The organism is Erysipelatoclostridium sp. MSK.7.34, from assembly GCF_019041935.1.
Taxonomy (GTDB): Bacteria; Bacillota_I; Bacilli_A; order Erysipelotrichales; family Coprobacillaceae; genus Thomasclavelia; species Thomasclavelia ramosa.
On record NZ_JAHPYJ010000002.1, the window covers coordinates 53,033 to 76,416 of the forward strand.

A 23,384-nucleotide genomic window follows, 5' to 3' on the forward strand; every position below is an offset into this window, starting at 1 on the left:
ATTATTTTTATTTAATAGTAATTTATTAGTGATAAATTCTTACCACTTGGTTTAACTATAGATTTTCGTGCACAAAAAAAACACATAAATTTGGGTCTATTTACGTGTTTTATAGTAAGATTATATGCGAACGAAAACGTATTCTTTCCCGTGCAGGAAAAGTATGATCCTCGATTCTAATTTTTTTATAAAAATAACATATTCATTATAGCACTGTATTTTTAATTACGTCAACTTTATTTATAAGTGCGGTAATACTAATTATATTGATAGAATCAAAAAAGATTACGAATTTAAAATCGTAATCTTTAATTAGTTGTTATATTCAATTTTTATTTTACTCTTACAGCACAAACGAATCCTGAACCAGACACAGATGAAATCTTAACTACATCACCAGTTCTTGGGGCATGAATATATTGACCATTACCAATATAAATACCAACATGTCCTGATTTCCATAAGATATCTCCTGGCTGTGCTTGGGAAATACTAATTTGTGTACCTGCATTCTTTTGAGCTGAAGACGAGTGTGGAAGTGAAATTCCTACACGTGAGTAACACCATTTGACAAAACCTGAACAGTCAAATGAATTTGGACCGTCTGCTCCCCATACATATGGACACCCTAATCTAGAATAAGCAGCTGATAAAACACTATTACCATAGTTATTACTTGCTGCCCCGCCATAAACTGCATTTACCTTTACTGATAAGCTCGCGGTACCTGTGTTACCGGCTGCATCAGTTACTGTATATGTAGCTGTTTTAGTACCAGCTTTCGCTGTACTAGGAGCATCAACTTTGACATTGGCTTTAACATCACCATCTTTGTTATCAATTGCTGAAGCAATATATGCATTAAAATCAACATTTTCACCAGCATTAACTGTAATTGAAGATTTTGTTAAACTAATTACAGGAGCTGATAAATCTTTAACAACAACATTTAAGTTAGCCTCACTAACATTTCCTGAACTATCAGTTGCAGAAATTTTCAATGTTTGCGTTTCATCAATTTTTGAAGTATCAATAGATCCTTCAACAGTTGGTACTAAAGTACCATCTAAGTTATCTGTAACATTTACAAAATTATTTAAATCAAAACCACTTCCGTAATCTACAGTAACATTTTCTCCTTGGGTTAAATTAATAACCGGAGCTTCTAAATCGCTAACAGCGAATGTAAAAGTTTTAACAGTTTCATTACCTGAACTATCAGTAGCCTTTAAAGTAATATCTTGTTGACCTTTAACCTCTGTATTTAATGGGGTATTAGCCTCAATAAATGGAGTTACATCACCATCAACATTATCATTAGCCTTAACATAGCTAGCGAAATCTGTACTTCCTTTTACAGGAACATCAATTGTGTATCCTTGATTTGAACCTAATGATTCAAATTTTGGTCCCTCATTATCTACTACATTAACTTGAACTGTTTTTGTAGCAACATTAGAACCACTATCAGTTGCAGTAACTGATACTTTATAAGAACCTAATTGTGTTACATTTAATGATGAAGTGTCAGCTGATACTTCAATTAAATCACGACTGTCCTTATTATCAGTAATATCAATACTATCTACATCAAATTTCTCACCATAGGCAAGATCGATTTGATTAGACTTAATCTCAGGTTTTTCTTTGTCTGCTGCTGCATAACCAACTAGCATAAAACTAGCAACAGCTGCAATCGGAATGAACATTGCTTTACGATTAACGATATACTCGTCAACTACATTTTTAAAGCTTGTCTTAATATTTCTATCCATTCGTTACCTCCTTTCAATAATATATCCAATTGTTATTATATTACTATTTTTTAGAAAAATCTAGCCCTGAAAGCTCTTTCATTTTTGTCCTTTGGCTGTATCGCAAGCTCCGCTTAGCTTTCAAGAGAATAATTTTTTTAAGATTTCTTAAGAAATTTATAAGATTTTACATAGTCCTAAATAGAAATTACCATAAACATAAATATTAATAATAATATTATCCAGAATTTATAACTAAAAATACCTTATTCAATGCTCTTTAATGACTCAACCATATCAATATTTTTTAAAACTTTTCGCATTCCAAAATCAATTAAATAAGTAAAGATCATTGTAATAATTATTGCATAAACATAACTCATTAAATTAACACTTCTAATAAACATAGCTACTTCAACTTCTACCGCATTAATGATAAACATATGTAAAACTTTCCCAATTCCTAATCCTACAATTGATCCGATTGCTGATAAAATTAGGTTTTCTCTAAATACATAATCATACACCTCACGTGGATAAAAGCCTAATACCTTTATAGTTGCAATTTCACTTTTACGTTCTTGAATATTAATATTTGTTAGATTATACAAGACAATAAAAGCTAAGGCCCCAGCACAAGCAATCAATATTACAACAACACTATCGATACTGCCCATTTGATCTCTAAATGCTTGACTAATTCCTTTAACATAATTTAATGAATCAATATTGCTATCCTTGTCGCAATAGTTAGTAACAGTTTTACGATTGCCATCATCTTCTAAATTAAAATACGCATAATTATTAACTGGAGTCTCACCTGTTAGACCTCGATAAAATTCTTCACTCATATATATATGGTGTTGAAAATACAATAACATTACTCCTGTAATTTTAACCTGATAATCTTTTTCATCAATCGTTATATTTATTTTATCTCCAATCGTTACTCCTAATAATTCTGATAATTTAGCTGAAATAACAACCCCCTGATTATTTAATTTAATTTTTTCACCTGTTTGATAATTCTCTAGATTTGTATATTTGCTAAGTTCCTCATTATTCTTAAATACTTCTAATGTACCATAATGATCTTTACTTCCTACAACTGTGATCGTTTTTCGATAAAAACTACTGCAATCTTTTACACTACTTAAACTCTCAAACTCATCCTTTTCTTTTTTTAATTGATCATTACTTAGATTACGATCAAATACAACCATTCCATCGTAAGTAAAAATATCACCATATTGCTTATCTGCTAAAGTAGAAACCGAATTCTTGATCCCAAATCCAGTAACAATTAAAGCCGCACAACCAGCAATTCCTATAATCGACATAAAGAAACGCTTTTTATACCTAAAAATATTTCGCATCGTAACTTTTTGATTAAAAGACAAACGTTTCCAAATAAATGTTATTCTTTCTAGAACAATTCTTTTTCCCATTTTAGGGGCCTTAGGTCTAAGCAGACTAGCTGGCATCTCACTTAATTCTTGACGTGTCACTATGTAAGTAACTAATAAAGTAATCGCTACTGAAATCAAAAATGTTTGGATACAAATAAAAGTATCAAATGAAATCTTGATTGGTGCACCGACATTAAACAACATTTTACGATACAAGAAATAAATAATACTTGGGAAGAAATATACTCCTGCGATAATTCCTAATACACTAGCCACGAAAGTAGCTAAAAAAGCATAAATCAAATATTGATTAATTACATCTTTTTTATCATATCCTAAAGCTCTGAAGGTTCCGCTTTGGACTCGCTGTTCTTCAACCATTCGAGTCATTGTTGTTAAACTAACTAATGCAGCGACCAAGAAAAAGATCAGTGGAAAGACTACTGCAATGGCTTTCATTGATTGACAAGCAGAATCATAGCTTAAGATACTAGCACTTTCCTCACGTGTTAAACTAATCAGTTTTCCAGTTGGAATATCATCAATGGCACTGCGAGCCTCATCCAGTTTTATCTTAGCATCATCTAACGATGTTTTCGCTTCATCTAATTTAATCTTTGTTTCATCCAGTAAAACTTTTGTCTTGTCTAATGTAATTTTAGAATCGTCCAGTTGTTTTTTAGAATTAGTCAAAGTTATCGCTGTTTCATCTAACTGGGCTTTGGAGCTGTCTAAAGTAACTTTCGTATTTGCTAACGTAATTCTTGCACTTTCCAATTGATTAGCTGTAGCAGCCAAAACAGCACCATTATTGTCCAATTCCAGCTTGCTCGCATCCAAAGTTTTTTTAGTTGCATCCAGTTGAATTTTAGTCTCGTTCAACTTTTCTTGCATTATTGCAGCATCTTCTGGCGTAATTAAATTATTCTCAATTAAATATTGTAATTGTACTACACTTTGATTATATTGCTCAATTCCCACATTATACTGATTCAGTCCATTATTATATTGATTTATCCCCTCATTATATGCACTGATTCCTTGATCATACTGAGCTTTTCCCAGCTGATAATCACTGACTCCTTGATCGTACTGAGCTTTTCCATCTTGATATTGCTTTAGACCATTTTGATATTGACGATACCCATCATTGTATTTATTTAAACCATCTTGATACTGCTTTAAGCCACTTTCATATTGGCTAAGACCACTGTTATATTGAGCTAATCCATCTTGGTATTCATTGATACCATCATTATATTCCTGTTCGCCTTTTTCTAATTCACGATTAGCATCACCCGCTAATTCCTCATTGACCTGAGCAACTTTACCACTAAGAACTTTTTTAATTTCTTTATTAACATCTTTTACATACCTTAAATAATTATCACTAAAAATATTATTATCATCACTGTTTTTTAAAGTCACTCGAATTTCATTAAAAACAGTTCCATTACGAAGATCATATAGATCTTGCGGTAAAGCTAATGATTCATTGCCTTGAGCTAAAATTTCAACAAAAGCCTCATTAGTTCCATCACCGAGAGTATTTGTCCCCCGTTCAATCGTACTAAAATAACGAGGATCATTGATCAATCCAACAACCTTAAATTTCTTTTCACCATTATCATTAGTTAATGTTATCTTACTTCCTACTTTGATTTTATTTCTTGAAGCATAATTATTATCCACCAAACATTCATCATCAGCAACTGGAACTGTACCATCAACTAATTCAATTTTATTGACCTTATTATCAAAACTCTCATTTGTATATACTGTCGTTCCTTTGACATTATCACCAACTTGGATCAAAGCATCAAAGCGATTTCCATATTCAACCTGAGCGACTTGCTCAATTTTTTTAACAGCTTCTATATCCTCATTTGTAAATCCTAGTGTTGCAACGTAATTAAGATCATTGAAAGCGTGTTCTTGAAGATAACTATCCATCGTTATTTCCATAATTGAAGCCGTATGCCGGAGTCCTGCAAAAAAGGCAGCACCTAAAAAGACAATACAAAAAATCGACAAAAAACGTGCTTTAGTTTTTTTTATTATTTGAATTTGATTTTTTACATATGCTCTCTTTTTCATATTACCACTCAATTTCCGCGATTGACTTAGGATGTTCGTTTATATTCATTGAAGCTACTTGACCATTTTTAAGATGAATGATTCGATCTGCCATTGGAGCTAAAGCACTATTATGAGTAATAACAATTACTGTCATTGTATATTTATCGCACATCTCCCGTAGTAATCCTAAAATCGCTTTACCGGTTTGATAATCTAATGCTCCTGTCGGTTCATCACATAAAAGCAGTTTAGGATTTTTAGCAATTGCTCGCGCAATAGCCACCCGCTGCTGCTCACCACCTGATAACTGAGCCGGAAAATTATCTAACCGTTTATTTAATCCTACACGTTCCAAAACCATTCTCACATCTAAAGGATTCTTCGATATCTGGGTAGCTAATTCAACATTTTCTAAAGCCGTCAGATTTTGAACCAAATTATAAAATTGAAAAACAAAACCAATATCATCTCGTCGATATTGCGTCAACTGTCTTTCACTATATTTAGCAACATCTTGACCATCAACTAAAATTTGCCCACTTGTTGCTTTATCCATTCCCCCTAAAAGATTCAAAATAGTTGTTTTTCCAGCACCAGAAGGCCCAACAATTACTACAAATTCACCTTTATTAACTTCAAAATCAACACCATCTGATGCATTGATTTCGACATCACCAACTTTATATGTCTTTTTAACATTATTAAATGTAATGAAACTTTTCATTTATCATCACTACCTTTCTAATTAAAACATATACATAATTATATCACGAAACTATTCTCAATCCAATTTCTACTTTTTTAATAAACAAATTAAATAATGCTACTCATATTACAAGAATTTTTATAAAAATCGTGCTAAAATTAAATCAATTAGGAGGTCTATTATGAAAATAATGATTTTATCAGATTCTCATTCTGTTTCTAAAACCGATTTATTAACCCTTTTAAAAAACAACTCTGTTAACTATTACATTCACTGCGGTGATATTTATATGACTTATGATGGCATCAATCTTAATAGTTTTTATTTAGTCCGTGGTAATAACGATTTTGGTAATATTCCTGATGAATTATTTATTACAATCGATGATTTAAAATTTTATATTGTCCATGGTCATCGCTATGATGTTGATTATAACCTAGATTATTTAACCCATATCGCAAAAGAAAAGGGAGCTGATATAGTTTGTTTCGGGCACACTCATCGACCTTATTACGATTTTCATGAAGGAATCACTTTTATTAATCCTGGTAGTGTTTGTTATCCTAGAGGTCAGTATCGTAATCCAACTTATTGTATTTTTGATACTAAGACAAAAAAAAGTACTTTTTATGATGTCACGACATTAGAACCATGTGACCCTTTTTCCCCAATGGAACGTCCTAAAAGAAAAGAACCATTTTATAAAAAATGGTTCAAATAATCGGTTCCGGCAAAACTTTTTGGTACATGAGCGTACAAATAATCATACAAACTAGCATTGGGATAATTTGAATCAATAACAATCCCCCCACTAGATAAAAATTAATCAATCCTAAACTATACAATTTAATTAAAATAATTATTTGATACAACAAAGGAATAACAATAATTAAACCATAGAAGATAATCATTTCCAAATCGATTATCTTTTTTAAATCTTTTAGATCATACCCCATATGATACAAGTTAAGAAAGCTCCTTTTTCGTCCTTGCAATTCCATTCCTACTTTAAAAATAGTTGTAATCGATAACAATACCATGACACTAAAATATGACATCAACGTAACCATACTAATCAATGGGGTATCTAAAGTATAAATAGTTGTACACATCAAAATAATCGCTGCTATGGTTATTACTAAAACAAGCATTCTAACTTTTTCTAGATCATAGCGAACATTTCCCAGCGTAATTAATAAACAGCGGTCTTCTAACGATTCATTAGTTTGCCGATTTTCAATGAATTCAGGAATTATATTCTTAACTAGGCCATAAACACCAATTATTCCAATAAGAGCAATCAATAAATGACTAGCTGTATCATTAAGAAAAGGAAATACGATCATTGGTAAAATAAACAAAACAAGATATATTCGATTTGATAGTTTCTTTACGCCTATTCCAAATTTTTCAATTTTAACATTTGCAGTCACCATCTTATTGATGCTGGTACGATAACAATATCCCATATTTAAAAGCGTACACCAGCCAATTTCACAAAATAAAATGATAGCAGTTGCCATAAAAGTATTACTCGAAATATAATTTAAACTTCCTTGATAATCAAAGACCATAAAAAGTAAATTATTTACTAAAGGAACTAGAGGATAACTAATGACAAAACCAATTGGAATAGCTAAAAACATGATAATCGTACTCTGTAAAAGCAAATAAATCCCAACTTGATAAACAGATGCCCCTGACATCAAAACAATTGACACATCTTTAGTTTTCGCTAAAACATAAAAATCATTAGCCATAAATACACAAACCATTGCAATCAAAATTACAAAAGCAGCTATCGTAGTAATCAACTTTGCATCATTCCCACCAAGATTGATCCCTGTACTAGGATTAAGTGTAAGATTAAAGAATAAAAAGATAAAAATCGTTGTTAAAACAAAAGATAGAAAATAAAATAAACTCTTTAAAAAATCAGTTTTTAAAGATCTTATTGCTAATTTTATTAAGCCCATTAGTCAAACAACGCTTGCGATTCTGTCGAATTAATATCAACGATTTTGTAAAAATACTCTTTTTGACTCATATCTTTTCGCTCTATTGTTTCATCAATCACACCATCTTTAATATATAATAATTTCGATGAATACGAAGCAATTTTAGAATCATGAGTTACCATTAAAATAGATACACCGTCATTAATATTTAAATCTCTAAACAACGATAACAATTCATGAGAATTTTTACTATCAAGATTTCCAGTTGGTTCATCAGCTACAATAATCTTTGGATTAGTAACTAAAGCCCGACAAATTGCTGCCCTTTGTCTTTGTCCCCCAGAACACTCACTTGGATATTTATTCAAAATCTGCTCGACATCTAACCGTTTTGCAATCTTTGCAACTGCTGCTTTTATCTCTACTTTTGATTTTCCTGCTAACGTCAGCGGTACAGCAATATTTTCAAAAATCGTTAGTGAATCTAATAAATTAAATTCTTGAAAAATAAATCCTAAATTTTCATATCTGAATTTACCAATTTCTCCCTCCGACATTTGTCGTACCTCTTTACCATTAATATAAACAAAACCTTTAGTTGGAATATCGATTGTTGATAAATTGTTAATAAAAGTCGATTTACCAGCTCCTGAAGGACCCATGACACAAACAAATTCTCCCTCATACATTTCTAAAGAAACATCACTTAACGCAGTATAGGGGTTTTTTGTCCCTACACCATATATTTTTGTTACATTTTTAGCAACTAAAATTTTATTTTCCATCATTTTTTCCTCCATGAATCGGTGCTACCACCGCTTTTTTATAATTATAGTAAGTAATTAAACCTGAACAAACAACAGGAATAAAGTAGACCCCAATTACTCCTAACGCAAAAGCAACCGACATCTCCCCATGATAAATAAAACATCCTGAAATAATAATTATATAAATCATTGGAATTAATAATAAAACTAAATAAAAATAAAATACCTCATACTTAATTATTTTAGTTATTTCTTTTCGTGTATACCCAATCTTCCAAAGATTAAAAAATAAAGTTTTTCTTGTCTGGGCCTCCATACAAAATTTATAAACGATACTAGTTATTAACAAAATGATTATTACAATGTAACCAATCACTCCAGTAATATATTCACGAGGTGCTCCCTGATTAGCAGCGATTGCCGCAATCATCCCTGTAACAGAAATCATCATTAAACTAATTAGTAAAATAGCTCGCTGAATTGAATAACCAAGGTTAGAAACATAAATCAATGCATATCTCTTTTCTAATAATTTCTTTTCTTTAAACTTCTTAATATACTCTGGCAGCGCATATCTAATCAAACCAATAGCCCCAACGATCCCTACCCCGGTAGGTGCAATATAAGCGGTAGCACTATGCTCATTCATAAACATCATAACTATTCCAAATACATATAAAAATAAATAAACAGCTGATGGAATTACTAATTTACGTTTATCACTAAAATCCATTGCCTTTTCTTGTTGTAACAAACTTGAAATATCATTTCGATAAATATACCCACTAGCAAAAACACAAAGTGCAACTAGGATCATTGCAACTACAACTATGGTCTGCATAAATGCTGCTGAAGGTATATGATAAATCGATGCCTCAATCCCCAAATAATGAAACATCCAATAATTTGAGATTGGTGTAACTGCCATCCCCAACGCAAGACCAATTGGTGCTGCAATCAGTAATAATACAAATGTCTGATAAATCAAATATTTAGTAGATTTAAAAGAACTGTTTCCCGATAATGTCATAATGGCAATTTCATTAGTTTTTCGAGAAATAAAAAAGCTATTTGCAAAGAAAATCATAAAACAACAAAAGCAAATTATGATAAAAGATAATGTTGTAGAAAGCGGTACATTGACTTGATTCCATGTAGCACCACCAACGACAGCACCAGGATCAGCTAATAAGTCGTTATTCATAATATTAAAAAAGATAAAGCAAACTGCAATAGCAAAAACCATTGTCAAAGCATAAAAAGCACTCTTTTTATACTCTTTCACCAGTAATGTCATTGCAAACTTAAAATTTCCCATACTTTTCTCCTATCTAAGTTTTAAAAACTTGATTAATTTTATTGATCAATTTAAAAAAATTAGTCATTTCTGATTCATCTAAACATTTAGAAAATAATTGCACTAATTCCTCTTGTACCTTTCTAGTCTGAACTATCATATCTTTACCATGATCTGTGATTATAACATTGGTTATTCGTCGATCAGATTCGCACGCTTTAACCTTAACAAGACTACGGCCATGCATTCGTGCAACTATTCCTACTGTTGTAGCATGTGAGACATCAAATTCCATACTAATATCTTTTTGATTGATCGTTCGATCCTGATTATCGGCTAAAAAAATCAGGACACTAAGCTGTGTAAAAGTTAATCCATATGGCTTTAAACGAGCATTTGCATAATTAGCAATATTTCCTGCCAGTTTATTTAAACTGAACATTACTTCATAATCCTTCATTTCCGCCTCCCTAATATGTAGCCTGCTACATATTAATATTATAAGATGACTAATATTAATAGTCAATTAAAATATGTAGTAAGCTACATATTCTAATTGACTAAAAAAACTATACCTTAGTATAGTTTTAATATTCATTCAGCTCTTTTTTCAAATCTTCAATATATCTTTCTTCAAATTTATCTACACGAACAAATTTTCCTAATATCGATTGAGGTTCAAAATCAAAATTTAGATACATGCGACATCCACCATCAGGCAAAGGGGCAAATTGTCCGCTCCAATGACCACGATAACTATTATTTTCAACATCATAGTCAAATTGAATATTTTCACGTAAATCTGTAACAAAAATCTTCGTTTCCCGCTGTTTTCGATCATATTCAATAAATCGATTATCACCAATCTGCTCAACCCGTGTTAAATCACTACGCCATGAACAATCCTTTAAATTAGTTATTACTTTAAAAACTGCTGCTACTTCACTTTTAAAATCAACTGTCATATCTATTCTTTTCATTTTTTGAGCCCTCCACGATTCCATTATAACACAATAAAAAAAGAGAAAGCGAACTTTCTCTAAATAATTATTTTGCTAATGCTTTTTTTGCTGTATTTACAATTGCAGTAAATCCTTTAGGATCACAAATTGCGATTTCAGATAACATTTTACGGTTAACTTCAACGTTAGCTAATTTTAATCCGTGCATTAATTTTGAATATGAGATATCATTTAATCTTGCAGCAGCATTGATACGTGCAATCCATAATTTTCTCATATCTCTTTTTACTTGTCTTCTATCTCTATATGAATATGCTAATGAATGCATAACTTGTTCATGAGCAGTTTTATATAATGTATGTTTTGATCCAAAATATCCTTTGGCTAATTTTAATACTTTTTTTCTTCTACGTCTTGTAGTAAATCCACCTTTTACTCTTGCCATTTGTTTCTTCCTCCTATGTCAATAATTATTTTGCTAATCTAGATTTAATTCTCTTGTAGTCTGATGCACTTACTAAAGTAGCTTTAGCTAAGTGTTTCTTTTGTTTATGAGTTTTATTGTGAGATAAATGTGATACATAAGCATGGCTGCGTTTTAATTTACCGCTACCTGTTCTTTTTAAACGTTTTTTAAGACCACTATGTGATTTCATTTTTGGCATGATATATTCCTCCTAAATTATTTTTTCTTTGGTGCAATTATTGCAGTTAGAGTTCTACCTTCTAGCTTAGCTGGTTTTTCAATTTGACCAACTTCAGCACATTCAGCTACGAAGTCATCAATAACTTTTTTCCCAAGATCCATATGAGCTAATTGTCTTCCTCTAAATCTAATTGCAATTTTAACTTTGTTACCTTCTTCTAACCATTTCAATGTTCTTTTTAATTTTACATTTTTATCATGAACATCAATAGTTACCGATAATTGAGTTTCCTTTAAAGCAACCACTTTAGAATTACGTTTCATTTCTTTAGCTTTCTTTTGTTGTTCGAAACGATATTTACCAAAGTCCATAATACGACATACTGGTGGTTTACCGTTAGGGGCAACACACACTAAATCAAGTCCTGCACCATAAGCAATATCAATTGCCTGGTTACGACTTTTGACACCTAATTGATCACCATTTTGATCAATGACTAGTACTTCTTTGAAACGAATTTTTTCGTTTACTAACTCATCCGGTTGTTTTGGTTTTCTGTTATCAAATCTGCTAATAAAAGCCACCTCCATTTTAGTAGTTTAAACAAAAAGTGAGCACACTGAGTACCCACACATTGACATTAAGATAGTTTATCTTAGCGACATTTGCCTATCGACATAATCAATCAGGCGAGAAGTAGGCACTTCTTCTTTCCACTACTTTTCATTTACTTGAGTATATTATCATTTTATTTAATTAAAGTCAACCCATATTTAAAAGATTTATTCATCTTCATCTATTTGTAAATATTTAAAGTATCCAAACACCGAAAAGACTATCAATACTATTAATGCAAACATTTCATCACCACTAATAATATATGTAATCCCAATAAAATTATTACTTGTTTTTATGATTATGTTTAAATACTTTCCATTCTACAGCAATTATATTTATTAATAAATATAAACTTAGCCAAATTCTTAATATTTTCAATATCAAGATACCACCATTTATTTCTCACTTAGCGACCGCTTGCCCCCTAGTTCTTCTTGTGTCAAATTATACTGCGCCCACAGCCTCTTGCTACTATAGCATATCGGCTAAATAGAAGCTAGAAAATGCCTTGCTACTTATCATAACAAGACATTATTTAAACATTTTTTTAAATTCTTCTGGTACAACCGCTTTAAATTCCATTCTAGCTTTTGTATCCGGATGAACAAAGGCGAATACATGACTATGAAGTCCCATTCGTTTAATCGGATTAGTTGTAGCACCATACTTTTTATCCCCAACAATACTATGACCTAATGATTGCATATGGACCCGAATCTGATTTTTACGACCCGTTTCAAGAAATACTTCAATCAATGAATTATATCGTGATTCTTTTAATACTTTATAATTTGTAATCGCCAATTTACCTTTACCATTATTAGCAATATAAACCATTTGTGTCTTACTTTCATCAAGGTGATTTTTAATCGTTCCATGCTTCTTTTTAAGCTTTCCTTCAATAATTGCCAAATAACCACGCTTATAAACAATATCATTCCAATTATTTTGTAATTTATTTTTAATTATTTCATTTTTAGCAAACAACAGTACCCCCGATGTTTCTTTATCAAGTCGATGAACAATAAAAACACGGGCATTTTTATTTTTACTTTTAAGATACTCTCCAACTAAATGATAAGCTGTTTTTTCTTTTTCATTTCCTCCGGCCATACTTAGTAAACCAGCCGGTTTATTAATAACGATCAGTTCTCTGTCTTCATAAATAATATCTAGACTTGAATTATTATTAGGATTACGATCAACAACAATCTCATCATCCCGTTTTAATGAATAATCAAACTGACTAATCACTTGCCCGTTGACAGACACCTGCTTAAATTTAAGTAAATTTTTAACATTCTTTTTATTATAGTGATTTAATAAAAACTCCATTAACGTAGAATCTGTCTTCACTAAATACTTATTCATCGATTTTTTCCGCCTTAACTGCCATTCCAGAAACTTGACACTCAATCATATTGTTGCCAAGGTTTGTTGTTGTAAAGCGAACATTAATGATTGCTGAAGCATGTCTTCGAGAAGCTTGAGCAACTGTTTCTGCCATCGCTTCTTGTCTTGCTGTATCTAACATTTCTTCAATATTAGTATTATCACTAGCAATTGCCTGATTCATGATTTTACTGCTAAAAACGATTCCCAGACTCTTTGTAATTCGGTATCCGGGTAAATAATCAATCGTACTTACTTCAATCATATCCATTATATTTTCCTCCTTATAAGAAAAGGTTACTAAAGTAACCTATTTCATATCAATGATTCGATGAGTATTAAATAATACAACTACAACTTCTATTAAATAAATTACTAATGCCAGCCACCAAGGAATAATAAATAAAACAGCTAAGATCATTAAGATTACATTAATAAACAATCCTACAAAAATATTTTCAATCGTAATATATTTTTGTTTCTTAGAAATCATGAATGTTTCAATAACGGTATTAAGATCAGAATTCATCAGCATAATATCACTATTTTCAATCACTTTTTTATCTTTGATGCCACCACGGCTAATACCTACATAAGCTTTTTGCAATAATGCAATATCTTTTGAATTATCACCAATATAAGCAACTGGTCCAGCAATACTTGCTTTATCCATTACTTCTAATTTTTCATCAACTGTCAAATTATTATAGATTCGATACTGATCATTTTCAAGATCAACTGGTCCATCATTGAAAATAATCAAGCCAACATGTAATTTTGATAATTTAGCGAATAATTCCATTTCCTCTTCAGTTACTTCAACTCCATCAAAACGATCATAAATAACTGTTCGACATAAATTCAAAGCATCTAAACCACTATTTTCTTTAATAACAATATTTTTAGAAAAAGCTTTAGCCACTCCTGATAGAACAGCAAAAGAAGAAGCCTGCTTGTAAGCAAAAGAACCAGAAATTGTTATTAAAATAGCCCCTAAATAAATATATTTAAAATTTGCTTCAAAATTAAGAATTGGCACTAATGTTGCACAAAGAATTCCTGCGACGACTAAAAGAACTGTATCAATCTTACTGATTAATTCTACCAGCCTATGCGTTCTTGAAGAACCAACAGGTGCCATTGTCGCAATTTCTAAGACTCTGCTCATTGCACTGCGATCATACGTATATAAAATTTTAATTCTCAAAGTGTCTTTAACATTGACACTTCCACTTTGAACTTCACTTCCGGCTTTAACTGGCTCTAAAATATCTGATCCATTAATGGCAAACATATCTAATTCACTTTCACCCGAAGCAATCTTGCCACCTAGAGGTATCGTTTCTCCAGGTAAAACTACGATCACATCACCAATATCAAAATCTTCTAAAGAAACCATCTCATATTCATTTTCACCAATTTCTCGACGTCCCAATTGAATTGGGTTGATCTCGTCATCAATTTTCTCCATCGTTAAATTGATTAAACGCATCAATAACCGTTCTCCAACTTGGTAAATCAAAGAAACCACGATAGCCTCAATATAAGCACCATAAACCCATCCAAATAAACAAGCTAGATTAATTGTAATATTTTCACTTAAGAATTGTTTAACTTTTAAATCTTTATATGCTTGAACCAAGGTCTTTTCATTAAAAATAATCAAAGCAATCAGCCAGGCAATATTAGTTATAAAATTAGGATCATCTTTTGTAACTAATCCAAGTGCTAAAGCTACAAATAATCCTGCAATTCTAATCATTGTATTTAAATATTTTTGTTGAAAAATATCTTGTGATTTAAATGGCTTCTTCCATTGCTCCACATCAATTTTAGGATTAACTTTATCAACTAGACGATTTAATCGCACTAAAATATTCTTTTGACTAGTTGTGACTTTAAGTAACTTATTAGTAAAATCAAGACTAACATTTTCATAGGCTGAATATCGTGAAATAACTTCCTCAATTTCTTTTGCCTCTTCTTCTGTCTCTAAATTAGTAAACATAAAAATATGTTCTACTTTTTGTTCTGGTGCCACGAATTCACGCTTACGTGAGTTGATTTCCTCTTTTAAAACAAGATTTTCATCATGATTATTCAAAACCGCCTGCACATTTTCAGGATCTTCACAATAAAATGAAATACCTGTTTTTCCAATCTTGATTCGTGAAACTTCTTCCATTTCGTTTAAGAGGAGGCTGACCTCATTTAATTTATCATTATCATTTATATTATCAATATAGAAATTACGAGCCATAGTAATCTCCTTTCCAATAGTCACCTAATTTTAGCATATCTTCAAAAAAATTCCAACTCTACTCATTAACACCATAAACTAACTGTAAAATTTGAGGATAATAACGTTCAAATTGCAATGCATCAATTTCCGTTGGATAAGACATTAAATGAAAATACAGACGATGTTTTAAGTTACGCACAGGTGGTACAAAATAATCATGCTGATCATTTAGCACTAAGCCATTTCTTTGATAAAACGCAATCCGTCGACGACTTTGCTCATCTTCTGGATGTTCAACTTCCAAAATAACCGGTTTCCCTGCCGTCTCCATAAAATATTTTAACATCTTACTTCCCAAACCTTTGCCTTTTTGATTACCATCTATTGCAAAATAATCAACAAAAGCAAATTCTCCACCATCATAATGTGATAAAATACCTTTAATTTCATCATCTTCTTTTAAAGTCAAAACTTTAAAATCACCATTAATAAAAGTCTCTTTCATATAATCATATTCTTTGATTTCTTTACTAGGAAAATTTCCTAAAATAACTTTATAAAAATCATTAAATTCTGCTAATTTTAAATCTTCAAATATCATTTTCTAACCCCCGTTTTTTTATTTATTAAAACAAAGTTTTCTTCAAATTCCTCTTTAGTACATGACAAATCAAACTCTTTACCATATATTTTATAATTTACCTGAAGCTGACCACTATCACGAATCACACAATCGTAAACTTGGCCCTTAGTAAATAGATCCCGCTGTTCTTTACCAATTACAATATTCATTGTCTTGATACAACGACACACGCGACGTTTTCCTGTATTTGCGATAGTAATCACCTCTTTTCTCATTCATTATAACATGATAATTAAAAGAAAAGTAAGAATTAGCCCTGCTAATTCTTACTGAATTCCAATAACTCTAAATCAGGATTCTTCTCTGTAGCCCAACGAACGCCCCAATCATTAGTAAATAATAATAAATGTTGTCCTTTTAAATCTTGTACTTTTTTTGTATCACTAGATAAATTTAAAGCTTTTAAATCGCATCCCTCTTTAACCCAGCGCACATATTGATATGGTAGCGGCTGCTTGATTATCTCAACATTATATTCATTCTTTAAGCGATATTCTAATACTTCGAATTGAAGTACCCCAACGACACCAACAATAATTTCTTCCATTCCACCGCCTAATTCAGTGAAAATTTGGATTGCTCCCTCTTTAGCAATTTGTTCTACACCTTTAACAAATTGTTTTCTTTTCATCGTATCTTTATTACGAATCAATGAAAAATGTTCTGGAGCAAAGGTAGGAATACCTTCAAAAGCAAATTTAGCTTTACCTGTTGTAATCGTATCTCCAATCGAAAAGATCCCTGGATCAAAAACTCCGATGATATCTCCAGCATAAGCTTCATCAACTTCTTGACGTTCATCAGCCATCAATTGTTTTGACTGATTCAATTTTATTTTACGACCACCTTGATAGTGATATACTTCCATCCCTTTAGTAAATTTACCAGAGCAAATTCTAAAGAAAGCCATTCGGTCACGATGTGCTTTATTCATATTAGCTTGAATCTTAAAAACAAAGGCACTGAAATCTTCACTAAATGGATCGATTGTTTTTTCACCAGTACTTCGTGGTAATGGTGGTGTTGTCATTTCTAAGAAATGTTTTAAAAATGGTTCGATTCCAAAGTTAGTCAAAGCAGAACCAAAGCATACTGGAGAAAGTTTACCTTGACGCACTTTTTCTAAATCAAAATCATTTCCTGCCATATCTAATAACTCAATATCTTCCTGCAGCTTATTATATAATTCTTCATCTAATTCATTAATTAATTCAGGATCATCATATTTCATTATTTTAGTATCAACTTCTTTACGCCCGCCATCAACAGGGATAAAACGGATTACTTCCTGATCATGCCGTTCATAAACACCTTTAAACTGTTTTCCAGAACCAATAGGCCAGTTAACTGGACAAGTATCGATCCCCAATTCTTGTTCGATCTCTTCCATTAAATTATATGGATCTTGAGCTTCACGGTCCATTTTATTGATAAAAGTAAAAATTGGGATATTACGCATCGTACAAACTTTAAATAATTTACGAGTTTGATCTTCGACCCCTTTACTTGCATCAATAACCATAACTGCACAATCAGCTGCCATTAATGTACGATAAGTATCTTCAGAGAAATCCTGATGACCTGGTGTATCTAAAATATTAATACAAAAACCATCATAATTAAATTGCAATACAGATGATGTTACAGAGATTCCTCTTTGCTTTTCTATTTCCATCCAGTCACTTGTTGCATGTCTGCTGTTCTTTTTTCCTTTTACGGTACCTGCCTGTTGAATTGCCCCTCCGTATAATAAGAATTTTTCTGTTAATGTTGTCTTACCAGCATCGGGATGGGAGATGATGGCAAACGTTCTTCTTTTTTCAACTTCTTTGATAAAATCGCTCATTTTTATATCTCCTTGCAAGGATTAATCATATAGATTTATAATGAATTTGTCAACCGAAATCTATTTACTCAGACTGTTTAACGGAGTCTTCGTAATAATGAAAGCAAAGACAGTGAAGATTACAAATCCACCGATTATCACAAACGGATAAACTATTAATTTTCCCGATTCAATCAATAACGGTAAAATTGCTAAGGCACCAGCTGGCGGAAAATATAATTTAGTAATTTTCATAATGCTCAACATGGTCATTACAATTATAATTGCACTAATAGTTAATGGCAAATCACCAATCTCACTTATCAAAATTCTTCCATAAGCACCACTAAATGCACAAATAAAGGTAACAAATGCTAATTTAATCGAATTATGACGCAACTTTGGGTGATTACTACTCAATTCAACAAAAGCAACTATCAAGGGTGGGGCAATCAAAAACGGTAATTTTAATTGTAAAGCAATAAAAGCCGTTAATGCTAATGCACATAACCGTTTTAAATTTAAGCTATAGGTTTCTTTAACTGCTGCAGTAACCGGATGATATTCCTGAACACTACGATAGCCGCCCTTCTCTAAATATTGTTGCCCGATTACAATCAAAATACTCATTGCAGTAGCAAAAAGCGGATACAACCATGACTCACTATTAATAATAATTGGTAAGATCGTTGCAGATATCAATGGAGCAAACGTCGTTTTAGATAAAAATAATCCCGTCACACATACTACAAAGCCAATTAAAATTTTAAAATAAATATCAATATCTACATATTTAACCAAAATAATCCCTAACGACGCATAAGTCGCAATTAAAAAAACCAATTTAATTTTATTAGTTTTCCATACTTGTTTAGGCGCTAACCATGCTCCAATCGTCAATGCCGTAATTTCTGGAAAAATAAATTCTTTTTCATGAAACACTTCTGACATCAAGATCATTAAAGCTACTAGCAAGATCGTCATTATCTGGGGAACAATACTTTTCTTTACTTCCATCATTTTCACCTCAATAGAACTCATTCTATTACAAAAAGCGAGTATAGTAAATAAGAAAACGATATAACCTAACCGTTATATCGTCATTTCTTAAAATACAAAATTTCCGTTTTCAAATATCCTTACTACTTGACCATCTTTTGTTTCTCCCACAATTTTCAAATCACTAGTACCAATCATAAAATCAACATGAGTTAATGAATCATTGACTCCCTTTTCCAACAATTGTTCTTTAGTCATTGTTAAACCACCTTGAATACATTCACTAAAGCCTTTTCCAATTGCTAAATGACATGAAGCATTTTCATCAAATAAAGTATTATAGAATAATGTTTTCATATTAGAAATTGGCGAATCATATGGTACCAAGGCAATTTCACCCAAATAAAGACTACCTTCATCAATACTCAACATCTCTTTTAAAACCTCTTTACCCATTTTTGCATCAAAATCAATAATTCGACCATCTTTGAATTCCATTTTAAATTCATCAATCAAATTACCATTATAATTTAATGGCAGAGAACTATACACAACCCCATTAGTCCCATTACGATATGGACTTGTAAAAATCTCCTCGGTTGGCATATTTGGAAAAAAATATTGTCCTTTAGTCGTATAAGAACCCCCACCAGCAAATAGGTAACCCTCATTTAAGGTAACAGTTAGGTTTGTTCCAAGCGAATTAGTATAAGTCAATGTATTTAAATTCAATTTATTTAAATATGCTACTCGAGCTTCAAATCTTTTACGATGTTCCTGCCAGGCAGTCAAAGGGTCATCATCTACGACTTTAACCGCTTTAAAAATAGCATTCCACAACGCCTCTACTGCCTCACTATCAGACATATCAGGATATACTTTATTTGCCCATTTAATTGAACTGCCAGCAACAATGCACCATGTATTTATCCCCAAATCAAGGCTATCATAAAATGGTTTACAAGCAGTTGATACACTTTTTGACCACAATGCGATCTTTGCAGGATCGATTCCTTTAAAGCCTTCAGGATCATCACTAATAATTGTTAAAAAGGCAGCCTTTTTAGCAGCATAATCATTTCTAAATTCTTTAAACCACGTTGGAACATGAGCAAACGCTTCTTTTTCAAGATATTTATATTTATATCGTGAAACAACTTCATCATTATATTTTACAACCACTTCCCTAGCTCCAGCCGCATATGCCTCCTTAGTTACTAAACGTACTAATTCAACACTCTCAACAGGTGCATCGATTACAACAATTTGAGCTGGCTGAACATTTAAACCAGCTTTAACGATCAATTGTGCATATTTTGATAATTTTTCTTTAAACGACATCTTTATCTACCTCTTTCCATCAATTTATTATAATCAATCTAAACTTCTTTATACCTCTTTATCGAGCTTATTCAACTCTTCAATCGCCTCTTTCATTCCTTTATTGGCAGCCTGCTTAAAATACTCTTTGGCTTTTTGTTTATCTTGATTAATTCCATCTCCATAACTATACATATAGCCAATCATAAAACTAGCATCATAATACCCACGTTCACTAGCCTTTAAAAACAATTTAAAAGCTGAAGCTTTATCAACTGTTGTTCCAATACCATAAAAATAACAACGTGCTAAATTATATATTCCCGGTACATATTCATCACTTGTTGAAGCAAGATAGTATTTGAAAGCTTCATCTAAATTTTTATATCCGCCAATTCCATTTTCAAGATATATTCCATACATATTCATAGCTGGTCCATAGCCTTGATTAGCAGCAATCTGCAAATAAGTAAAAGCTTTATCTAGATTTTTAGCAATTACTTTACCTTCATCTAAATATAAAGCCATCCGATACATAGCTCGGACATCATTTTGATCAATTGCAGCTTCATAATATTTGATTGCCTTTAAATCATCATGATACTGTTCATTATGCTCATAGATCAAACCTAAATTATAAAGGGCAATTCCATAATCTTGATGACTTGCTAATTCATAATACTCAATTGCTTTATCAATATCAACATCCACTCCATTACCTTCTTCATATGCCAAAGCTAGATGATAAAGACCCGGAGCATAATTAGCTTCTGCAGCTTTTTGATATAACTTAAAAGCTTGATGATGATCAACATCCACTCCTTCTCCATGATCGTATAAGTAACCTAAATTACATAAAGCCCGCGGATAACCTGCATCTCCAGCCAAGCGATAATAGCGGACAGCTTCATTTAAGTCGACATCTATACCAATTCCCATTTCATAACAATATGCTAAATTACATTGGGCTGGAGCATACCCTTGATTAGCTGCTTTATTATATAGCTCAATTGCTTTGATTAAATTTTGTTTAACTCCAAAACCACTTTCATAACAGTAACCTAGTGCTACGATTGCCTGAACATCATTTTGTTTACTTGCCTGACGATACCAATATGAACAGCGATATGGTGCATTTTTAATTTCAGGATGATTCTCATAAAAATAACCCAACCAAAACTGTGCTCGCGAATATCCTTGACGTGCAGCTTTTAAATAATTTTGACGTGCAGCTTTTAAATCAATATCAGTTCCTTGACCTAATTCGTAGCACGACGCTAACGCAATTAAAGCAGGAGCGTAATTAACTTGACTAGCTTGATAATACCAATAAAATGCTTTAACAAAATCTTGAATTGTTCCTAATCCATTTTCATAACAATAACCCAGACGGTGTTGAGAACGTTCGTGCCCTTGGTTCGCAGCTTCTTCGTAACATTTGAAAGCACGTTCAATATCTTGTTCAATTCCTTCACCAAATTCGAAACAAGTTCCTAAGCTATACAAAGCCTCACTATACCCTAGTTTAGCCGCCTGATAATAATAATTAACAGCACGTGGAAGATCAACAGCAGTTCCATGACCGTATTCGTAACAATAGCCTAAATTACAAATAGCACGAGCAAATCCAGCTCGAGCCCCAAATTCATATAACTCAAAAGCTTTCTGATAATCTTGTTTCACACCGATTCCTAACTCATAGAAATATGCTAAATTGCAGCTTGCGACAACATTTCCTAAACTTGTTGCTGATTGATAATAACGAAAAGCCTGATAATGATCTTGTTCGACACCTAGTCCACGTTCATATAAATAACCAATAATGCAAACACAATCACTATTATCCACCTCTGCTCCCTTTTTAAAATACTCTAAAGCTTCCAGATATTCATGTTTATCAAATAATTTCAAACCTAATTCATACAATAATTTACCACTGACATTATTTATATTTTGTAAACGATCAACTTCATCAACCATCAAAAGACATAGGTCAATACCAATTATCTTTCCTTGATTATCCTCAATAAGATATTGTTCATAATCTAAATATTCACTTTCATTGATTACTTGCAATCCTAATCTATTTTTAATCTCTTCTACACGTTTTTCTAAAAATTCAATATTATTATCTTGATCATATAATGTTATTACCTTTAAAAGAGCCGTTTTCTCAACACCAATCGCTCGATGTTTAATTTTTATCAATGATTCTTGATCATGAATTTCTACCAGTTCTTCAAACAACCATTGATTAAATAACGGCTCATAACTTTTAACACGATCTTTTATATCCATACTTACCTCCTTTCGATAGAGAAATAAGCAGATATTGTTATCTGCTTACTGTCCATTAATCATATGAGATATCTCTTTTGAATACTTTCCTAAAATTGCACTAACCTTGTTACTTGTTTGAACGATTCCAGAAGCACCAAGTGCTTTTAACTTATCTAAATCAACCAAACTATCATCATTTACAAAGAAAGTGACTTTTGAAGAAGTAGCTGTTGTTTCTTTAATATTCGTCTTACCGCCGACAGCTTCGATAATACTATTTACATCAACTGGAATATCAGCAGCTGATACTTGCTTTGGTTGCTTATTTTTCATTACTTTTAGGAAAATAAACGCTAATATTACGATTACAATCAGTGCGATTATTCCATATAATAAATATTCATTCATTAAAATATACCCCCTATTAATTACCATTTAATTATAGTATACTATACCATGATAGAAAAAACTATCATTTTTATAAGG

Annotated in this window: 22 protein-coding genes and 1 other annotated feature; of the genes, 1 reads left to right on the forward strand and 21 read right to left on the reverse strand. The window is 31.7% G+C overall.

The features are described from left to right. Nucleotides 1-332: 332 nt before the first annotated feature. The 3 genes from KTF99_RS01765 to KTF99_RS01775 form a co-directional block, all read right to left on the reverse strand. Nucleotides 333-1,775 carry a C40 family peptidase gene (locus KTF99_RS01765; protein ID WP_003538523.1) on the reverse strand — a complete coding sequence of 481 codons (1,443 nt, stop codon included), beginning with the start codon at nucleotides 1,773-1,775 and terminating at the stop codon, nucleotides 333-335. Nucleotides 1,776-2,020: 245 nt separating this feature from the next. Then, nucleotides 2,021-5,260 carry an FtsX-like permease family protein gene (locus tag KTF99_RS01770; RefSeq protein WP_029481648.1) on the reverse strand — a complete coding sequence of 1,080 codons (3,240 nt, stop codon included), beginning with the start codon at nucleotides 5,258-5,260 and terminating at the stop codon, nucleotides 2,021-2,023. 1 nt (nucleotide 5,261) lies between these two features. Further along, nucleotides 5,262-5,966 (reverse strand): ABC transporter ATP-binding protein, encoded by a 705-nt coding sequence (locus KTF99_RS01775; RefSeq protein WP_003538528.1) that lies wholly within the window; start codon nucleotides 5,964-5,966, stop codon nucleotides 5,262-5,264. Between the two features lie 163 nt (nucleotides 5,967-6,129). Here KTF99_RS01775 and KTF99_RS01780 point away from each other — a divergent pair, with 163 nt between their 5' ends. After that, nucleotides 6,130-6,669, forward strand: coding sequence for a metallophosphoesterase (locus KTF99_RS01780; RefSeq protein ID WP_009299597.1), 540 nt, complete (start codon nucleotides 6,130-6,132; stop codon nucleotides 6,667-6,669). On the opposite strand, the gene KTF99_RS01785 is transcribed toward KTF99_RS01780, so the two are convergent. From KTF99_RS01785 to KTF99_RS01870, 18 genes are all read right to left on the reverse strand, one after another. Next, nucleotides 6,662-7,924, reverse strand: a complete 1,263-nt coding sequence (locus tag KTF99_RS01785; protein WP_003538532.1) for an FtsX-like permease family protein — start codon at nucleotides 7,922-7,924, stop codon at nucleotides 6,662-6,664. The genes KTF99_RS01780 and KTF99_RS01785 overlap by 8 nt on opposite strands. After that, nucleotides 7,924-8,694, reverse strand: coding sequence for an ABC transporter ATP-binding protein (locus KTF99_RS01790; protein ID WP_008792095.1), 771 nt, complete (start codon nucleotides 8,692-8,694; stop codon nucleotides 7,924-7,926). The genes KTF99_RS01785 and KTF99_RS01790 overlap by 1 nt, the downstream gene beginning before the upstream one ends. Beyond that, nucleotides 8,681-9,991 carry an FtsX-like permease family protein gene (locus KTF99_RS01795; protein ID WP_008792096.1) on the reverse strand — a complete coding sequence of 437 codons (1,311 nt, stop codon included), beginning with the start codon at nucleotides 9,989-9,991 and terminating at the stop codon, nucleotides 8,681-8,683. Before KTF99_RS01795 ends, KTF99_RS01790 begins: the two co-directional genes overlap by 14 nt. A gap of 13 nt (nucleotides 9,992-10,004) precedes the next feature. Then, entirely contained in the window at nucleotides 10,005-10,430 is a 426-nt protein-coding gene (locus KTF99_RS01800) for a MarR family winged helix-turn-helix transcriptional regulator (RefSeq protein ID WP_029481654.1), read from the reverse strand. Between the two features lie 127 nt (nucleotides 10,431-10,557). Beyond that, nucleotides 10,558-10,950, reverse strand: coding sequence for an SRPBCC family protein (locus KTF99_RS01805; protein WP_008792097.1), 393 nt, complete (start codon nucleotides 10,948-10,950; stop codon nucleotides 10,558-10,560). A 67-nt stretch (nucleotides 10,951-11,017) separates the two neighbouring features. Next, nucleotides 11,018-11,377, reverse strand: a complete 360-nt coding sequence (rplT, locus tag KTF99_RS01810) for a 50S ribosomal protein L20 (RefSeq protein WP_003538541.1) — start codon at nucleotides 11,375-11,377, stop codon at nucleotides 11,018-11,020. Between the two features lie 25 nt (nucleotides 11,378-11,402). Next, complete coding sequence (gene rpmI, locus KTF99_RS01815) at nucleotides 11,403-11,597, reverse strand: 50S ribosomal protein L35 (RefSeq protein ID WP_003538543.1); 195 nt, start codon at nucleotides 11,595-11,597, stop codon at nucleotides 11,403-11,405. A gap of 17 nt (nucleotides 11,598-11,614) precedes the next feature. Next, nucleotides 11,615-12,169, reverse strand: coding sequence for a translation initiation factor IF-3 (gene infC / locus KTF99_RS01820; RefSeq protein WP_003538545.1), 555 nt, complete (start codon nucleotides 12,167-12,169; stop codon nucleotides 11,615-11,617). Nucleotides 12,170-12,175: 6 nt separating this feature from the next. After that, nucleotides 12,176-12,297: a sequence feature (ribosomal protein L20 leader region), on the reverse strand. 431 nt (nucleotides 12,298-12,728) lie between these two features. Continuing rightward, nucleotides 12,729-13,568 carry an RluA family pseudouridine synthase gene (locus tag KTF99_RS01825; protein WP_003538547.1) on the reverse strand — a complete coding sequence of 280 codons (840 nt, stop codon included), beginning with the start codon at nucleotides 13,566-13,568 and terminating at the stop codon, nucleotides 12,729-12,731. Beyond that, nucleotides 13,561-13,860: a YbjQ family protein gene (locus tag KTF99_RS01830; RefSeq protein WP_003538549.1), complete on the reverse strand. Its 300-nt coding sequence runs from the start codon at nucleotides 13,858-13,860 to the stop codon at nucleotides 13,561-13,563. The genes KTF99_RS01825 and KTF99_RS01830 overlap by 8 nt, the downstream gene beginning before the upstream one ends. 39 nt (nucleotides 13,861-13,899) lie before the next feature. Further along, on the reverse strand, nucleotides 13,900-15,849 hold the full coding sequence (locus tag KTF99_RS01835) for a P-type ATPase (protein ID WP_009299596.1): 1,950 nt from the start codon (nucleotides 15,847-15,849) through the stop codon (nucleotides 13,900-13,902). A 58-nt stretch (nucleotides 15,850-15,907) separates the two neighbouring features. Further along, nucleotides 15,908-16,432, reverse strand: coding sequence for a GNAT family N-acetyltransferase (locus KTF99_RS01840; RefSeq protein WP_029481658.1), 525 nt, complete (start codon nucleotides 16,430-16,432; stop codon nucleotides 15,908-15,910). Then, nucleotides 16,429-16,677, reverse strand: a complete 249-nt coding sequence (locus tag KTF99_RS01845) for a hypothetical protein (RefSeq protein WP_008792100.1) — start codon at nucleotides 16,675-16,677, stop codon at nucleotides 16,429-16,431. The genes KTF99_RS01840 and KTF99_RS01845 overlap by 4 nt, the downstream gene beginning before the upstream one ends. A 56-nt stretch (nucleotides 16,678-16,733) precedes the next feature. Beyond that, nucleotides 16,734-18,320, reverse strand: a complete 1,587-nt coding sequence (locus KTF99_RS01850; RefSeq protein WP_008792101.1) for a peptide chain release factor 3 — start codon at nucleotides 18,318-18,320, stop codon at nucleotides 16,734-16,736. Nucleotides 18,321-18,380: 60 nt separating this feature from the next. Then, nucleotides 18,381-19,316: a hypothetical protein gene (locus KTF99_RS01855; protein ID WP_227141166.1), complete on the reverse strand. Its 936-nt coding sequence runs from the start codon at nucleotides 19,314-19,316 to the stop codon at nucleotides 18,381-18,383. A gap of 90 nt (nucleotides 19,317-19,406) precedes the next feature. Next, nucleotides 19,407-20,639, reverse strand: coding sequence for an aminopeptidase (locus tag KTF99_RS01860; RefSeq protein WP_029481661.1), 1,233 nt, complete (start codon nucleotides 20,637-20,639; stop codon nucleotides 19,407-19,409). Nucleotides 20,640-20,687: 48 nt separating this feature from the next. Continuing rightward, entirely contained in the window at nucleotides 20,688-22,916 is a 2,229-nt protein-coding gene (locus tag KTF99_RS01865; protein ID WP_217215419.1) for a tetratricopeptide repeat protein, read from the reverse strand. A gap of 45 nt (nucleotides 22,917-22,961) precedes the next feature. Further along, entirely contained in the window at nucleotides 22,962-23,306 is a 345-nt protein-coding gene (locus KTF99_RS01870) for a PTS transporter subunit EIIB (RefSeq protein ID WP_008792104.1), read from the reverse strand. Nucleotides 23,307-23,384 lie beyond the last annotated feature (78 nt).

Excerpts from the sequence above, each read along its gene's own strand:
- KTF99_RS01840 (WP_029481658.1), bottom strand. The coding sequence starts at position 16,432 with ATGATATTTGAAGATTTAAAATTAGCAGAATTTAATGATTTTTATAAA.
- KTF99_RS01775 (WP_003538528.1), bottom strand. The coding sequence starts at position 5,966 with ATGAAAAGTTTCATTACATTTAATAATGTTAAAAAGACATATAAAGTT.
- KTF99_RS01870 (WP_008792104.1), bottom strand. The coding sequence starts at position 23,306 with ATGAATGAATATTTATTATATGGAATAATCGCACTGATTGTAATCGTA.
- KTF99_RS01790 (WP_008792095.1), bottom strand. The coding sequence starts at position 8,694 with ATGATGGAAAATAAAATTTTAGTTGCTAAAAATGTAACAAAAATATAT.
- KTF99_RS01835 (WP_009299596.1), bottom strand. The coding sequence starts at position 15,849 with ATGGCTCGTAATTTCTATATTGATAATATAAATGATAATGATAAATTA.
- rpmI (WP_003538543.1), bottom strand. The coding sequence starts at position 11,597 with ATGCCAAAAATGAAATCACATAGTGGTCTTAAAAAACGTTTAAAAAGA.
- KTF99_RS01795 (WP_008792096.1), bottom strand. The coding sequence starts at position 9,991 with ATGGGAAATTTTAAGTTTGCAATGACATTACTGGTGAAAGAGTATAAA.
- KTF99_RS01805 (WP_008792097.1), bottom strand. The coding sequence starts at position 10,950 with ATGAAAAGAATAGATATGACAGTTGATTTTAAAAGTGAAGTAGCAGCA.
- rplT (WP_003538541.1), bottom strand. The coding sequence starts at position 11,377 with ATGGCAAGAGTAAAAGGTGGATTTACTACAAGACGTAGAAGAAAAAAA.
- KTF99_RS01770 (WP_029481648.1), bottom strand. The coding sequence starts at position 5,260 with ATGAAAAAGAGAGCATATGTAAAAAATCAAATTCAAATAATAAAAAAA.
- infC (WP_003538545.1), bottom strand. The coding sequence starts at position 12,169 with ATGGAGGTGGCTTTTATTAGCAGATTTGATAACAGAAAACCAAAACAA.
- KTF99_RS01765 (WP_003538523.1), bottom strand. The coding sequence starts at position 1,775 with ATGGATAGAAATATTAAGACAAGCTTTAAAAATGTAGTTGACGAGTAT.
- KTF99_RS01865 (WP_217215419.1), bottom strand. The coding sequence starts at position 22,916 with ATGGATATAAAAGATCGTGTTAAAAGTTATGAGCCGTTATTTAATCAA.
- KTF99_RS01825 (WP_003538547.1), bottom strand. The coding sequence starts at position 13,568 with ATGAATAAGTATTTAGTGAAGACAGATTCTACGTTAATGGAGTTTTTA.
- KTF99_RS01860 (WP_029481661.1), bottom strand. The coding sequence starts at position 20,639 with ATGTCGTTTAAAGAAAAATTATCAAAATATGCACAATTGATCGTTAAA.
- KTF99_RS01850 (WP_008792101.1), bottom strand. The coding sequence starts at position 18,320 with ATGAGCGATTTTATCAAAGAAGTTGAAAAAAGAAGAACGTTTGCCATC.
- KTF99_RS01830 (WP_003538549.1), bottom strand. The coding sequence starts at position 13,860 with ATGGATATGATTGAAGTAAGTACGATTGATTATTTACCCGGATACCGA.
- KTF99_RS01800 (WP_029481654.1), bottom strand. The coding sequence starts at position 10,430 with ATGAAGGATTATGAAGTAATGTTCAGTTTAAATAAACTGGCAGGAAAT.
- KTF99_RS01785 (WP_003538532.1), bottom strand. The coding sequence starts at position 7,924 with ATGGGCTTAATAAAATTAGCAATAAGATCTTTAAAAACTGATTTTTTA.
- KTF99_RS01855 (WP_227141166.1), bottom strand. The coding sequence starts at position 19,316 with ATGGAAGTAAAGAAAAGTATTGTTCCCCAGATAATGACGATCTTGCTA.
- KTF99_RS01780 (WP_009299597.1), top strand. The coding sequence starts at position 6,130 with ATGAAAATAATGATTTTATCAGATTCTCATTCTGTTTCTAAAACCGAT.